Origin of the sequence: Bacteriovorax sp. PP10 (genome assembly GCF_035013165.1) — a bacterium.
In the GTDB taxonomy this organism is placed as follows: Bacteria; Bdellovibrionota; Bacteriovoracia; order Bacteriovoracales; family Bacteriovoracaceae; genus Bacteriovorax; species Bacteriovorax antarcticus.
On the sequence record NZ_JAYGJQ010000001.1, the window covers coordinates 805,634 to 820,997 of the forward strand.

The following is a 15,364-nucleotide window of genomic DNA, read 5'->3' on the forward strand; positions in this document are numbered from 1 at the left end:
AAATTAATGCCCTTATTATATCGGGGGGAGAGTCTCTATAGGGACGGAGTGAAATGTTTGCACGGTCTGTTGAGGGGTGTCTAAAGTTTAGACACTTTCTTTAGAAGGATAGTAAATGATAGAATCCATTACTACGCCTAAAGGATTCTCGTTGATACAATTGACCTCTTTATCCTGGAGGATTTATGAAATTACTTATGACATTACTGGCCCTAGTTTCATCATTTACAGTGGCGGCCGCTGCTCCTAAAATGTGCCCTGCTGGGACCAAAGAAGTCTTATCTTGCGTTTCTCAAAGCTCGATTCCCTTATACCCATTTGTGTCTACATGTGGGACTCAAAGTGGAGAGAGTTTAATTGTCATGAGTGTTGGGGCGGGCAGATCACCTGATATTATGAAAGCAGATAAAGTAGAATCAGAGAGCACGATCATTTATACAGCGACTGAAGAAGATACAGATAACCTGACGCTTACTTATATTAAAGGTGAGGTTGGTCCTAAAAAAACTAATGGAGTTTTAACTTATAAGATTTTTATGGGTGAGTTTGAAGACGACTTTCACTGCAAGATTTCTCAATAGTCAGTTTTTGGTCGGCGAGGTCTTAGGCTTCGCCGAAATTACTTTAATGTGCATCCAAATTCGGGATGTGCTCTATCAAAGCTCGCATAAGATTTTTCACCAGGCCAGCGCCCATAAGCGGCCACTAAGATTTTTGCATATTTAGTTTGTTCAGCAACAACGACGTTATCTCTAACTGAAATTTTTGCTAGTTTTGTAATCAGTGGAACGTTACTGCGATCAACACAGGTATCGATATCAATTCCAGAAATAAAATGACATGAGCATACAGTTTTGGCGACAGCTGCAAATAAGACATTCGTTTTCAATCCACTTTTAAGTGTTTTATAAATTGCAGGCCAGGTCATCTTTGTATAATCAGGCGGAGGAATATTTTTTCCAATGGGATAAGTCGGATCATCGAAGCAGGCAATCGCACGGCTGACAAACTCATCTAGCTTCGAATTGTATTCCTGGTCATACCCAGTGCGGGCAATAACCATCTTTTGAGTCGGAAGGATTGTCAGAATCTGTCCGTAGTGCCCCATTGCCAAAAGCATATTCTCTGGTGAAGCAGGATAAGGTTTACCGAAACCTTTTTTGACAGCTCTGTTAAGCCAGATAGATCCACCATACACCCCATCGTCAGTAATATTTCTTATAACTGTTCCGTTAGATAAATACCCAGGAGAAACTTGAGTTGTTTTTTCAATCCAAGATTGTGGAAGAATTTCTTCTCCATTCCACATACCATTATTTAAATAGAGATAACCAAGTTTTGCCATCTCACGAGGAGTGGCATAACCAGATGAGCCGCCATTAAAAACACCTTTATGATCACGTTCGAAACGAACATTAGTCATTCCTAGAGGTTTAAAAAGTGAAGTCCAAGGCATTTGATCATAATCATCACCATAGACTTTCTTTAAAACGCCCATGGTAATTGCAGGTGTTCCTGTAGAGTAATTAAATTTGTAACCCGGGCCTTGAGGGATAATTTGTTGGTCAGTCGCATAGTTCGCAATATCTTTATGCCCTAGATAGTAGAGCATGTTAAGCACCGGGCTTTTACTTGCATCGCCACTGTAATACTCATTCCAGATAAAACCTGTATCAAGATAAAATAGATTTTCTATTTTAATGTTCTGGTAATTATTTCCTGCTGACGGACGAGGATAAAATTCATTAAGCCCCTGATCCATTGAGATTTTTCCATCGCGGACGGCAATTCCTAAAAGAGCACCAGTGATGGTTTTTGTAACTGACCAAAGGATGTGTGGAGTATTGGCATTATGTTTTGAATCGTAATACTCAAACTGAATTTCTCCATCTTTAATAACGACCAGACCTTCAGTTAAAAAATTATGAGAGTTTGTAGAAAACTTTACGAAGTCCTGGCATTGTTTTGAAGACATGCGCTCTTGTTTGTTTTGAGCAATATTCCATGAAGGTACAGGCCATCTTGTTCCAGCATTATCGATAACATCAGAGTAAGTTTTTTGAGAGAAGATAAAGAATGTAATGATAATAAATGATGAAATTTTTCTCATCATTTTTTTTACAATTATTTATCTCTGAACACAATAGTAGGTTGATTAAGATTATCTTCAGTTTTTCCAATCAAGAAGATCGGCAAATTACTTTGCCTGATGTCTCTTTCTAATGTCACCTAATGTGCTGCGAGGGATTCCTAAAAATTTAGCTGCAGCATTTTCAGTTCCACACTTCTTCATTGCACAATCAATCATCTTTGCTTCAAATTCTCTAAGCAGATGGTGATAGTTACCAGCAAGTAGGTTTTCGTCTATCTCTTGTGAGGCCGGTAAGGCCTTTGCTAAAACAGGGGCACCTGTTTGTTGTAAGTGAGGAGCAATGTCCGAATGTTCAATTTCAGAACCATCAGATAAAACAGCGGCCACTTCCATCGCGGATTTTAACTCTCGCACATTTCCAGGCCATGTATAACTAAGAAGCAAAGACTCAGCAGATTTAGAAAGACGTTTATTTGAATATTGAGACAGAAAGTGATTGGCCAAATCAAGGATATCTTCTTTGCGTTCACGTAATGGTGGAATCGTTAAAGAAAATTGTTTCACACGGAAGAATAAATCTTCTCTGAATGTTTTAGCTTTAATCATTTCTTCTAAGTTTTCATTAGTCGCAGTGATAATTCGGCAAACGATCTTTTTAGATTTTTCCTGACCAACAGGAGTGATTTCGCCTGTCGATAAAACGCGTAGGAGTTTTACCTGAATTTCTGGTGTAAGAGTGGCAAGTTCATCCAGGAAAAGGTCACCACCATTAGCAGCTTCAAATTTTCCAGTGCGAGCTTCAGTTGCTCCTGTGAAAGATCCTTTTTTGTGACCGAAGAGTTCTGATTCAGCAAGACTTGCTGGAATCGCTCCGCAGTTTACAGCGATCATAGGACGAGAGTCGTCTCCTTCCAGGCTCCAAAGGTAGCGTGCAAGAACTTCCTTACCTGTACCGTTTTCACCACGGATAAGAACTGATTGAGATGTTCCTCTCAGTTTTTTAGCAACGTCTAAAACAGCTTGGAAAGCTTTTGACTTAGATTTCAATTCAACTAAGTGAAGAGCATCTTTTCCAATTTGCGATTTTAAGTTTTGATTTTTTCTAAGTAGTCTGTGAAGGATAGGGGCCTTAAGCATTGTCTGTCTTAATTTTTCTGGTCCAATGGGCTTTAAAATATAATCAGCAGCTCCCGCTTTTAGACATTGTTCAACTAATGCATCTTCATTATGGCCTGTCATCGCAACTGCAACAGTTGCAGGGTAGTGATCATTTAAATGTTTAAGTAAGTTTAATCCCAGTCGTTCAGGGCCGTCGTCTAGACTTAGGTCAGTGAAGACAAGATCAATTGTTTCTTCTTCTAAAACTTTCCCGGCTTCTTCTAAGCTTCCAGCTGTAAAAACCTGGTGGCTGCCATCAGATTCAATCGTGGCCTGCATAGTACGGCGCACTAGAGTTTCATCATCAACGATTAAAATTTTCATCATTACTCCTGATCTTTTACAGAGACACCGGCCAGTTGAGGCTTCGGTATTAGTTTTGCTTTTAGTGCTTTTACTTTTTCCTGGATAATTGGATCATCAAACTCAGTTGTCGAAAGATAAGCTGGGATTTGATATTTCTCAATAAAGGCAATACCAGTTAGACCTTCACGGCCGTCTCCTGCGTATTGATCCAGAATAAATACATAGTCAGAGAGCTCGCCTAAGTCAGGTAGAGCAAGTTCTAGCTGGCTAAAGCTAGAAAAGGTTAGGGCTGTTGGATATTTCTTTTTCCATGTAGTAATAATTAATGGGTCATCATCAGTGACGATTAGTTTTTGATTAGGCGCTACTAGCACTTCAAGAGTTGTAAAGGCAGGAACTTTTTCAATGGGAAGATTCATGTGAATCTTAGTTCCAACACCTACAGTTGATTCAATTGAAAGAGTTCCGCCACTCCATTCAACTGCGCGTTTAGCTTGATAAAGACCAAGACCACTTCCACCAGCTTTTTCTAAACTTATTCCACGGTCGAAAATTTTATTTAAATTTTCAGGAGCGATTCCTTTACCGTTATCAGAAATAGTCACGACATATTCTTTGTCATTTTTCTTATGAGCGGAAAGTTCAATGACTCCGCCATTATTCATAGCTTCACTCGCATTGTTTAGAATATTAGAAAGTGCCGTTTGAACTTCTGTGACTTGAACAACACTCCAGATTTCTGGAACAGCATTAAATCCTGTGATGTTAAATTTTTGGCTTCGAGGCATCTTAAGAGCATGTTCTTGGGCCACATCAAAAAATAGTTTATCAACTAGAGTCAGTTTAGGAGCTTCAACTACGAGAGTGTTGCTTTCCATTGCGCCTTGAGAGCCTAAACGTTTCACAATTCCGCTGATTCGCGATACGGCATGGCTGAGTAGGGAGAACATTTCAGCGCCAGCGCCAGGAATGATCTGTTGAAGTTGGTTTAGTGCAAGTGCCATACTCGTAAGAGGACTTTTAATATCGTGGGCCACTTGAGCGCCAACAGCTGCTCGTGCTTCTGATTTTTCGGCTTCGATCAATTTCGTTTGTGCTTCTTGAAGGCCGTCGAACATTCTATTAAAACGTCTTGCCAGTAAATCAAGTTCATCTTGTGAATGTTTGGAGTCATCCGTAACGTCGATACGCTTAGAAAAGTCTCCAGACTCAGCAATTGAGTCAACTGCATTTTGAATGGCCTTAATTTTTCTTAATAAAATTTTTGTAAGCCATAATGAAAGAATAAAAGAAAGGAAAAGCAGGATTGAAACAATCCAAATGAATTTTGTTCGAAGTGTAGCGATTGATTTTTTTAAAGAAAGATTTGTTAGTCCTGCTACAAACTTATAACTATAAGGAGCGTCTCCTGATACGAAACCACGGACTCGACATTCACAGCAATCTGGAACAGTTGCAGTAATAGTAAATGTTAGAGTTGAGGTAACCTCATTCATTAGAGCAGGGTTTTTAACATCTCCAAGAATTTTTCCTGTTGGAGATTTCAGAGTGACATGAACAATATCGGAATTGTCCTCAGTAAGCTGCTCTAGTGTTTGTGAAAAGTTTTCAAAGTTGTTGCGAATATCAATTATATGATGACTGTTTTTTGAAGGAAGAAGGGTAAACCAGGCAACAACTCCTGACTCAAGTACATCTGGAACTAAAGGAACGTGTTGGTATTCTTTTTTGCCATCAACAAGATCGCGGTAACCAGAGCAAAGGCTATAAAGATTTTGATGAGTTCTTCCATCACTTGCCTGTAGTGTTTTTCCGTTAGCATCGATAATATTAATACCATCGACAGAAAGCTCAGTTGCTAGTCTTTTTAATTCACTAGAATCTAATTGCGTTTTATCTTCCAGCTCTCGAATTAGTTTCGCTGCATTTAAAGACGTCTGTAAGGACTCTTCTTCTACACTGATAAAATTTCTAGCTACCAGCTCTAAGCGCTCTTGATAAAGCTTAGTGTACTCTTTCTGATAAAGATGTTTGGCCACTTCGTAAATACTGACGGAAGTTAACAAAACTCCCAGCATAGTCATACCAACGATAGTTATAAAAATTTTTGTCGAAAAACGCATGAAACAAGGCTACATCAATAATCGCTTTCTTGAAATGGCGAAAAACTGATAATTTCGTTGCTACTTACATGTCGGAAAAACATTTGCTCCATTCCAACTACCATTTACACAAGTTCGTGCTGCTTCTGTACAAGGCGCCGTTGAACTAGTGTAACCGTGGATAACTGAACCATGTGGATAACCATCACAGTTATTGAGACCGCTTTTGCCTTTTTCAGAGCTTCCTTGAAGGGAGAAGGTTGTTGAAGAACAACTAGTAAGGACGATAAACGTAGTGAGGTAAAATAGGATTTTCATAATGTTCTGATTCTACTGTTCGTTAGCGAAATAGCAAAGTGTGAATGCCGAAGATCCGACAACACGATTGTCGGAAGCTCGGCAACTGCCGAAATCCCACCACTCAGAGCATTGCCTAACTGTTAGATATTAAAGGGTTCTTGTCTTGGCATTCCCCCTGCAATATTGAAGACAGACACTCATTAACGAGTCGCTAAAAAACAAATAGGAGATCATTATGAAAAAGACTTTATCGCTACTAGCTCTTGCAACAGTAATTACATCATTTAGCTCAATGGCCCATGCGGATACGTTAGGAGTTGAAAATCGTTCGTACAATGTACTGAACATTACAATTTTAGATAATGAAACAGTAAAGGATACAATTTGCTTAAGAGAAGGATCAACGGCTAATTTTAGAGATTATTTACCTAACCATGAATACACAATTAATGTGAAATTCAAAGCAAACGGTTGTGGTGGAGAAAGTCTTAACGAAATCACACAAGATTTTCAAACACGCCCGGGTATGACGAATCTAAGTGTGGAAGGCAACGGTCAGATTTTCAATAACTAATTTTTTAAACGAAATACTATTAAGGAGATTTATATGAAAAAGATTTTATTACTGCTTTCGCTTTCTTTGCTACTGACTTCATCACTTACTTTTGCACAAGATGAAAATGATTCAGACGAATTAAATGTTGTCCCACCAACTGTGATTCAAGTCACAAATGATTCAACTTCACAACATGCTATATGGGTAACAATCTATAATGCAATCGGAAGAATTAGCGATACTGCATGTGTGCAACCAGATAAACGAGCTCAGTTTTATGGTTACATGCCTCCTTTTACTTATGGTGTTCGTGCTGAGGCAAAAGAGAATAATGATTGTGGTGGAGCAACTCTTGCTGATGATCGCGTGGATCTACCAATGGCAGTTGTAGGTATTGATGTTAAATTTATTCAAGATCACTTTGTTGACAACGACTAGAGTATTTTTAAGAATCGCAGGCAAGGACGCTTGCGATTCTTATTTGTTTTTATAGTACTGTTGAATGTTGTTAGGATTAGCTTGTAGATCTACAAGACCAATATATCCATCAGGTCTAATCAAGTAGAGACAATCTTTTACAAAACCATATTTGCTGAGTTCCTTTCTCCAAGGCAATCTTTTTAAAGGCAAAGAATTATTTCGACAGTATTCGATTAGTTGATTACTTGCTTCTCCATACAATCTCGCATTCCACTTAAGTGGAAGCGTTTCTTTTAATTTTTCATCCCAAGGCATTCGATCACCCGCATGGATCTTGCCGGCCTTTCCTTCACTTAGAAAACTCATACGATAATTAATAGAAATTTGAGAGAGAGTTTTAAATATCAATAATCGAACAAATTTAAACTTTGTAAGGAAGGATAATAGTGGAGGCGTAATATTTAATCGTATAAAATTAGCAAGAGGGCCAGTACTACTAATAAGTGTAAATGCACGATCCGTTGTGGCGACCAAGCGTTTCGCAAAGGCCATGCGTTCAAGTTCATAAGAATCCAATATCGTTTCATGTGCTTCTTTTTTTATAACGGCTGCAATTTTCCATGCAAGGTTTACGGCATCGCCAATTCCAGTATTCATTCCCTGGCCACCGACAGGGCTATGAATATGGGCTGCATCTCCCAAAAGAAAAACATTTTTATCCCGAAAGCCTTCGGCAAGTCGATGATGAACGCGATAACTCGAAAACCATTTGATACTTTTAATTTTTAAATCTAAACGCCCTAATGCCTGATGTTTTACATCGTCCCAAGTGAAGTGATGATCTTTTTCTTTAGTCTCTTCTTTGATAACTCCAATAAGTCTAGCGTGATTCTTTTGCTTCAATGGAAAGATGGCCAGAAAATCCGCTTCATCTAAAGACAAATGGAGTTGTTGGTTTGTATTAATTCCTTCTGCTTGAACATCGGCGACATAAAAATATTGGGAGTAGGTGCTTCCTTGAAAATCCATCTTGGAAGTTTGACGAACTTGCGAACGAGCTCCATCACAGCCTGCTAAGTAAAGTGTTTCACAAATTTCTTCGCTGCCGTCTGGATGTTTGAGTTTTACACTTAACTTATGATTCTGTTCAAAGCTTAGGCATTCAATACCTCTTTGAACTTGAACTCCCATATTTTTTAACTCTTCAATGAGCAAAGCTTCATGTTCATCTTGAGGGAAGATAATCATATAGGGAAAAGGACTTAATCCAACTCCAATATCTCCAAGTTTGATATGAGCTTTTTTATGCCCATGCACCCATAAGTTAGCAGCACTAAATTTTAGGCCTTGCTCAATAATTTTGGATGCTATTCCTAGTTGTTCGTAAAATTCAAGAGTGCGGGCGTGTAGGACAAGTGCTCTGGAAGTTGTTCCAGGTAACATTTCTTTATCAACGATACGAACAGGAATTCCTAAGCGAGTTAGGCAGATTGCTAAGACTAATCCTGTTGGGCCTGCTCCGATAATTAGAATGCGGATTTGATTCATAAGGTCCCTCTATTCTTAATAGAGTTTCATTAAAAAATGCTTTTGAATATTAACTTAACCTTTTCTTTTTTGTTGGCAGATCCAATCAAAAAACTCGGGTAATGGAGGGAGAAATCTTTGAAGTCGCATCGTGCAGCTTCAAAGATTAAAATGGAACGTATTAGAACTATGGGGAGAAGAGACTATGGATATTGATTGCTATTAGGATAATCAGTAGATTCATCACAAGTAAAAGTCACTTGATCGCCTTGCTTTAAACCTAATTTTTTTGATGCTTCAGGAGTAATTAAGTGGATTTCATGTGTGGATTCAGTTTTCCATTCTTCATGGTCAAAGAAGCCATCGTTAGTTACTTCAGATCTATCATATTCTCTTACTGAAATCGTAGAGAAGATTACATCTGCATCTTCAAGTGTATATGGATCGTCTTCAGAGAAATCCCATAACGGGCGTGCAGTTATTTTTTGATCTTGATCCTTTTGTGAAATCCAGTATTTTCCTCCAACTAATTTATCTCCAAGGTAAACTAAATCATGAGTTGATGATGTACATGATTCATCTCTGTAAGCATGTGAGGCAAAAGCGTTGCTAGAAACTAAAGATGCTAATAAGAAAACTGGCAATAAAATACTTTTCATAAATACTCCTAAAATTAATATTGATTAAAAGTTAACAGCTCATTCCTGGATCGTATGAAAGTGTGCAATCAAGAATTTGTGTTTCCACTTCAACATGATCTTTACCAGTGTATAAAGACCCTTCAATGTATCCTTGAAATTTTGCACTTCCACCTACGTCGAAGCATCCTTCTTTCTGATCTTCAATCGACCACTTTGTTGCAGGCTCGTTTTGAAAGTCAAAGGCCTTTACTGTTTCAGGGATCGCCACAATCGTGAATGATCCTGTATTTCCTTCACCTGCATAAGGTACTTCTGCAGTCACTGTAATAACTTTTAATGGAGAGTTGTGAAAAGTTGTTCCATAGTTGATAGTGTCATCAGGTGTTGTTAATACGAATCGCTTATTATCTAGATGCACTTTAATTGTTGGAGCATACATTCCAGGAGTGTTTCCACGTTTAAGAAAGAATTCAAGCTTTTGCTTTGATCCAGAATTTTTAGCTGACTTACAAAATAGTCTTTGGCTTCCTGAATGTGCGTGAGCGTTTGTTGATAATGCTGTAAAAACGATTAATGGGATAAGTAGTTTCATTTTCGTGTCCTCAAGTATTGGTTAGTCTTTCGAGGGCCAATTTCGTTTACTTTGTGCATGTTGTAAATTAGAATGATTGTAAGACATCCGTCTAAAATGTAGAATGATATAAGTGAATGAAATTATGGAATTAAGTTACCTGAGAGTCTTCTATGAAGTGGCAAAAGCTGGCAAGTTCTCTGAAACGGCCAAGAAGCTTAACGTCAGTCAATCGGCCTTAAGTCGCTCTGTAAGTCTATTGGAAGAAGGCGAAGGCGTAGTGCTTTTTGATAGGTCTAAGAGTGGTGTTTCGCTCACACCTAAAGGCCTTGATGTTTTTAGACTTTGTGAACAGTTGTTTCAAACTGAAAAAGAAATTGAAAATCTTTGTCGAGGTATTCAGGATAAGTGCGAAGGCTTTCTTCGTTTTGCCGCTTCCGATCACGTCATTAATGATTTACTTCCAGGGCCCATACACGAATTTCGTCGTCAGCATCCAAAGGTTGTTCCTTCTATAAGATCGGGAACGCCTGATGAAATTGTAAATCATCTTCTTACGACTGATTGTGAGTTTGCTTTAATGTTTGCAAAAATTAATACTCCTCAAATTGAGTTCAGACGTTTGCATCCAGAGAGTATGTCGCTGGTGTGCCATCCTGATTTGTGGAAAGAGTGTAAATCGTCGAGTAATGAAAAAACACTTAAAAAACTTATTGGTAAGTATGGTTACATGAGTGCGATTGGTGCTTCGATGGATCGTAGGTCATCGCAAGTTCTTATCGAGTTGTTTGGAGAGATGCCGTCTATTGGCTTTGAGATTAATAGTCAGGAGTCACAGAAGCGTTTTTGCCTTGCTGGTGAAGGTGTTGCTTACCTGACAAACTTTATGGTGAAGAAAGAAATTGAGCGAGGGGAGTTGTTTGAAATTCCTGTTGATCATATTCATGAATTTCATATGTGGCTTGCTAGACCTAAGGGAAAACAGCTGAGTCTGACTTCGCGAATGTTTCTACAGCACTTAGTGCCAAGCTTGGAATTTTAACTTCTTATATATAATTAGTAGCTCTTATTAGATGGTCTCCAAATATCTATTTAGGTTCTCTTCTTCTAATATTAAAGAACTCCTGTATTTATTTATTAAACATGCTGCTCTATAAACTTATAATGAATAAGAGCAGCAAGACATTTAATCTCATGCTTCCTTTCAATATTATTTGGTTGAGAATGTTAGCTATTTTCTTAGTTTACTTAGGACATAGCGAATTACACTTAGGGGGAGGTTATGGAGCAACTTTTTTCCTTACCCTCTCAGGATATATTTTCACAAGATTATTTCTTCAAGATCAAGTTCATGGACAAGAAGTATATTTTTTGGATTTTCTATCTCAACGAATTTTGAAAGTTTTTCCAACTATAACGACATTGGTTTTTGTAAGCATTTTTACCAAATCAGCTCTTCATCTTAAAGTTGATTTTTTGCAAGTCCTTTCAGTATTAACTTTCACCAGTAATTATTATAATTCTTATTATGGACATCCAAATAACGGATTAGCTCATTTATGGACGCTCTCAGTATATATGCAATTCATTGTTATTTATTTTGTAATTTTTAAATACCTAAAGAGCAGAAAAAAGCTGACGATTTTTTTTATATTACTCAGTCTCTTTTGCCTTGGGTATCGAAGCCTATTAGTCACTATGAACTTAGGAACTAGTTCTTACATTTACAATTCTCTAGAGACAAGGATCGACGCCTTGTCAATCGGCGCTCTTCTGGCTTTGAATATCGAATACTTTTATGAACATCATTTTTATTCTTGGTTGAAACATCCAATGGCCTTTGGAGTAAATTTAGTACTCATTTATTTTATTGGGCAGCTTGTTCCTCATTGGAGAAATAGTTTTGGATTTTCTATTCATGCTATTTTTTACGGAGTGCTTATTTATCAAGTTTTGAATTATAATTCTTTTCTTATTCGAGATCGTTATTACAAAACACTAAGTCTGCTTTGTTTTTGGTTCTATTTCTTTCATCCTTGGGCCTTCATCATTGGACATAAGTTACCATTTGATCGAGCGTGGCAAGTATTAATGGGGGCACTAATTTTTGTTGTGAGTATGATTGGGTTTATATTGATTAGAGAAAAATCAAAAATATATTTTGTAAGTAATTGGAAGAGGTTTCAAAAGATTAATTAAAATTAGATTTTAGCTTGGTTTCGTTATGTCTAAGATGGGTAATTGCCTATGATTGGGATGGATAATTTATTCTATAGAGAAAAAGCCCATTGGGAGATGCCACTTTCCATAATTGCTTTTCACTCTTAGGGCCGTTTAATAAAATTATGAAGTTATCAGCAGATAATTTTCCACTTCCAACCATCCAGAGTGCGCTCACAATGTGTCTGATCATCTGTTTTAAAAATCCATTGGCTTCTATTTTAAATTGATAACAACTGTGAAGACCTTTCGGTACTTGAAAGAGCTCTAAGTTAGAAAAAAAATCTTGAGGATTAATTTCTGATAGCTCACAAAAAGAAATTTCTCTAATTGTACTCTTTACATTGCTACCACTCGAATAGAAATTACAAAAATCATGAGTTCCAATTAAGGCCTGAATACAGATCTTCATTGAAGCAATATCTAATTTGTTCGCAATGTTTGCAATGAACTGAGTGTCTTCTTTTGATACTTGAGTCTTATTAGTAAAAAAATATCGATATTCCTTAGACAGAGATGCAATTGATGGTCTGAAAAGACCATCACAAGGTTCAGCACTAATACACTTAATTTGAGAAGGAAGAATTCTATTAAATGATTCAAGAAATGAAGAAAGTTTAATTGGATTATCGGTAGTGATCTTCACCACCTGATCCATGGCATGAACACCTGTATCAGTTCTAGATGCGGCCATTGTAGTGAATTTTCCATCTAGGATCTTGGATAGTGCTGTATTAAATTCGCTCTGAACTGTCTGAATATCATTTTGCCACTGGAATCCAGCGTAATTTGTACCTTCATATTGAATTGTCGTTTTGTAATAATACATAAGCGATAATTGTACTATGAAAGATTTTCGAATGGAATCTTGAACAACAGGGAAGGATCATGCAGAATTATTTTAGAGGTTAATATGAATGAAGATGATTTCGAAGGTACTCTAGTTTTGGAAAAACTCGCAGAAATTGATCTGGTAGATGATTTTTTTGATGCAATTGATTCTGACGATATTGAACGCGTTATTTCCCTTTTAAAAGAGGCAAGAGTTGATTCCTCAACGATTACAATCGTAGTTAAACAAATTGAAGACAGCTATGGGGATGATTAAATTGCGGACTTTTATCCTATCCTCGCTTGCACTGCGAGGGAGGCCATCATCATTTTCTAATATGACCATTCCCCGTAACGATAAATCTGGTCGCAGTCATTTCAGCAGCTCCCATTGGCCCATAAGCATGAAGTTTTGAAGTTGAAATTCCAAGTTCTGCTCCAAGACCTAGTTCACCGCCATCATTAAATCGAGTTGAAGCATTGATAACAATACAAGAAGCATCAAGTGAATTCATAAATTCTTCGATCACTTCGGGATCTGTGGCCAGGATTGCTTCTGTGTGATGAGAAGAATATTTCTTAATATGCTCAATGGCCTCGAGGTGAGTTTTCACCATTTTAATAGAGATCTTTTTATCTAGCCATTCAGTCGCATAATCTTCTTCAGTAGCAGGATACTTGAGTTCAACAGCAGCAGCTTTTAAAGCATCGAAAATTTCTTCATTCTTTGGATAATTTTCATTCAGAATAAGTGTCTCTAAAGCATTACACACACCAGGTCTTTGAGTTTTTGCATTTAAAATAATTGCGATAGCATCCACATTACAATCGGAGTGCACATAAAGATGACAAAGGCCTTTGTCATGGGCCACCACTGGCATCGTAGCATTAGCTTTTACGTAATTAATAAGAGCACTGCCTCCACGTGGCACCATGAGATCAATGTATTTATTTAATTTTAAAATTTCAGCTACATCTTCTCGCGTTTCAATCAAGCTGATGGATCCCATTGGAAGAACTGAAGCGGTTGCATTGTGAATGATCTCAAAAAGCTTGCGATTAGAATGCTGGGCCTCTTTTCCACCTTTGAGTATGATGGCATTTCCTGACTTTATTGCAAGAGCAGCACCATCAACAACCACATTTGGACGTGATTCAAAAATCATCCCGATCACACCTATGGGAATTCTTTGCTTTTGAACCAGTAGTCCATCAGGGCGAGTGTGAGACTCTACAATCATCCCCACAACTTGCTTCTGGTTGGCGACTTCTATACACATCGCTGAAAGGTCATGAATATTTTTTTCAGTCAAGGTCAAGCGATCAAACATCGCACTCGATAAATTATTAATCTTTGCATCTGCTAGATCTTTTTTATTCTCATTCAAGATTTCATCAGCATGAGATAGAAGTGCTTTTGAAATAGCAGCAAGGGCGGTTAAGCGCATTTCTTCTGACAGGCCTTGAAGTTTTAAACTAGCATCACGCGCGTTCATCGCGAGGTCAAGAACACTCATAACTCATCCTTTTTTAGCAGAAGATTGTCTTTATGAATTGCCACCTTAGAATGGATATATTCTAGAAGATCATTTATCTCAGCAGATTTTTTTCCTTTAATTAAATTCAGTTCGGAAGAATCGTATTCGGTAAGTCCTATTGCAAGGACTTTTCTTTTATGGCGAATTTGAATGACGTCACCACGCTTAAATTTCCCCTGTACTTTTTTTATGCCAACTGGAAGAAGGGAAGTATGACCATCTGTAAGTGCAGTAGAGGCCCCATCGTCAACGATCACATAACAATCATTCTTCACTAAAGTTGAAAGCCAGGATTTACGACGTGATTTTTCGCGAACAGGATTACCTTTAAAATTTGTTCCACCTTGATGAAGGAGTAAACGAGAGACGGCCTTATTATGGAGGTAGCTTCCCAAAATAACATCAATACCCAAGGGAGTAAGCTTTCGGACTGCTTTGAGTTTGGTATCCATTCCGCCACGACCCACACTTGTTTTGGCCGCAATTTTTACATTTAAAAAATCGTCTCTGAAATCAATTTCTTTAAATTGAATGGCATCAGGCTCTTTTGGATTTTTATCAAAAAGACCATCGGCTTCAGATAAGAGAATCAGTTTGTCGGCATCCGAAGCTTCAGTCATCATCACTGCCAGCTGATCATTATCACCGACAGTGATCTCTTCAAATGAAACAGTGTCGTTTTCATTTACAATGGGAAGGATGCCATTTTCCAGCAGACGATTAATAGTGTTTCGAATATTTAAAAATCTTTTTCTTTCTTTAAAATCTTCGTGAGTGACAAGGATTTGAGCGCATGGCCAGTTAAACTCCGAAAGAGTATCAATATAGGTCTTCATGAGGATTGGTTGACCAACAGCTGCCAGGGCCTGTTGATAAGAGATCATCATTTTCTTTTCATCTGGTTTTTTAATAAGGCCACGGGCAGAGTTAATGGCACCTGATGAGATCAGAATTGGCATGTAACCATGGTTTCTTAATTCAAAAAGATCAGCAATGAGATTTTTTATTTTTGATGGATTTACACCGCCATTTTCGTCAGTGACAGCAAGAGAGCCAACTTTTACTACAATCCGATGCTTCATTTATTATCCTTCATAAGTTG

General features: G+C 37.8%; 16 protein-coding genes. 6 read left to right on the forward strand and 10 right to left on the reverse strand.

Annotated features, from left to right (window positions below):
* Positions 1–185 precede the first annotated feature (185 nt).
* Positions 186–581, forward strand: a complete 396-nt coding sequence (locus tag SHI21_RS03925; RefSeq protein ID WP_323574828.1) for a hypothetical protein — start codon at positions 186–188, stop codon at positions 579–581.
* A gap of 38 nt (positions 582–619) precedes the next feature.
* Here SHI21_RS03925 and SHI21_RS03930 read toward each other — a convergent pair whose 3' ends face one another.
* The 4 genes from SHI21_RS03930 to SHI21_RS03945 all read right to left on the reverse strand — a co-directional run bounded on the left by SHI21_RS03930 (position 620) and on the right by SHI21_RS03945 (position 5,976).
* Positions 620–2,113, reverse strand: a complete 1,494-nt coding sequence (locus SHI21_RS03930; RefSeq protein ID WP_323574830.1) for a serine hydrolase domain-containing protein — start codon at positions 2,111–2,113, stop codon at positions 620–622.
* 84 nt (positions 2,114–2,197) lie between these two features.
* Complete coding sequence (locus SHI21_RS03935) at positions 2,198–3,574, reverse strand: sigma-54-dependent transcriptional regulator (protein WP_323574832.1); 1,377 nt, start codon at positions 3,572–3,574, stop codon at positions 2,198–2,200.
* Between the two features lie 2 nt (positions 3,575–3,576).
* A complete protein-coding gene (locus tag SHI21_RS03940; RefSeq protein ID WP_323574834.1) occupies positions 3,577–5,679 on the reverse strand; it encodes a HAMP domain-containing sensor histidine kinase in 2,103 nt (700 codons plus the stop codon).
* A gap of 60 nt (positions 5,680–5,739) precedes the next feature.
* On the reverse strand, positions 5,740–5,976 hold the full coding sequence (locus SHI21_RS03945) for a hypothetical protein (protein ID WP_323574835.1): 237 nt from the start codon (positions 5,974–5,976) through the stop codon (positions 5,740–5,742).
* 217 nt (positions 5,977–6,193) lie between these two features.
* On the opposite strand from SHI21_RS03945, the gene SHI21_RS03950 reads away from it, so the two are divergent.
* Both SHI21_RS03950 and SHI21_RS03955 read left to right on the forward strand, forming a co-directional pair.
* A complete protein-coding gene (locus SHI21_RS03950) occupies positions 6,194–6,532 on the forward strand; it encodes a hypothetical protein (RefSeq protein ID WP_323574837.1) in 339 nt (112 codons plus the stop codon).
* Between the two features lie 33 nt (positions 6,533–6,565).
* Positions 6,566–6,952 carry a hypothetical protein gene (locus tag SHI21_RS03955; protein WP_323574839.1) on the forward strand — a complete coding sequence of 129 codons (387 nt, stop codon included), beginning with the start codon at positions 6,566–6,568 and terminating at the stop codon, positions 6,950–6,952.
* A gap of 39 nt (positions 6,953–6,991) precedes the next feature.
* Here SHI21_RS03955 and SHI21_RS03960 read toward each other — a convergent pair whose 3' ends face one another.
* From SHI21_RS03960 to SHI21_RS03970, 3 genes are all read right to left on the reverse strand, one after another.
* The gene (locus SHI21_RS03960; protein ID WP_323574840.1) at positions 6,992–8,482 is read right to left on the reverse strand and encodes an FAD-dependent oxidoreductase; all 1,491 of its coding nucleotides are present in this window, start codon (positions 8,480–8,482) and stop codon (positions 6,992–6,994) included.
* 182 nt (positions 8,483–8,664) lie between these two features.
* Complete coding sequence (locus SHI21_RS03965; protein WP_323574841.1) at positions 8,665–9,120, reverse strand: hypothetical protein; 456 nt, start codon at positions 9,118–9,120, stop codon at positions 8,665–8,667.
* A 31-nt stretch (positions 9,121–9,151) separates the two neighbouring features.
* Positions 9,152–9,694 (reverse strand): hypothetical protein, encoded by a 543-nt coding sequence (locus SHI21_RS03970; RefSeq protein WP_323574842.1) that lies wholly within the window; start codon positions 9,692–9,694, stop codon positions 9,152–9,154.
* 112 nt (positions 9,695–9,806) lie between these two features.
* On the opposite strand from SHI21_RS03970, the gene SHI21_RS03975 reads away from it, so the two are divergent.
* Positions 9,807–10,715, forward strand: coding sequence for a LysR family transcriptional regulator (locus SHI21_RS03975; protein ID WP_323574843.1), 909 nt, complete (start codon positions 9,807–9,809; stop codon positions 10,713–10,715).
* 122 nt (positions 10,716–10,837) lie between these two features.
* On the forward strand, positions 10,838–11,872 hold the full coding sequence (locus tag SHI21_RS03980; RefSeq protein ID WP_323574844.1) for an acyltransferase family protein: 1,035 nt from the start codon (positions 10,838–10,840) through the stop codon (positions 11,870–11,872).
* 46 nt (positions 11,873–11,918) lie between these two features.
* Here the strand turns inward: SHI21_RS03980 and truA are convergent, their stop codons facing one another.
* Positions 11,919–12,722, reverse strand: a complete 804-nt coding sequence (gene truA, locus SHI21_RS03985; RefSeq protein ID WP_323574845.1) for a tRNA pseudouridine(38-40) synthase TruA — start codon at positions 12,720–12,722, stop codon at positions 11,919–11,921.
* Between the two features lie 84 nt (positions 12,723–12,806).
* Between truA and SHI21_RS03990 the strand changes: the two genes are divergently transcribed.
* Positions 12,807–13,001, forward strand: a complete 195-nt coding sequence (locus tag SHI21_RS03990; protein ID WP_323574846.1) for a hypothetical protein — start codon at positions 12,807–12,809, stop codon at positions 12,999–13,001.
* A gap of 49 nt (positions 13,002–13,050) precedes the next feature.
* Here the strand turns inward: SHI21_RS03990 and SHI21_RS03995 are convergent, their stop codons facing one another.
* Positions 13,051–14,241 (reverse strand): glutamate-5-semialdehyde dehydrogenase, encoded by a 1,191-nt coding sequence (locus SHI21_RS03995; RefSeq protein ID WP_323574847.1) that lies wholly within the window; start codon positions 14,239–14,241, stop codon positions 13,051–13,053.
* Entirely contained in the window at positions 14,238–15,344 is a 1,107-nt protein-coding gene (proB, locus tag SHI21_RS04000) for a glutamate 5-kinase (RefSeq protein WP_323574848.1), read from the reverse strand. Before proB ends, SHI21_RS03995 begins: the two co-directional genes overlap by 4 nt.
* Between the last annotated feature and the right edge of the window lie 20 nt (positions 15,345–15,364).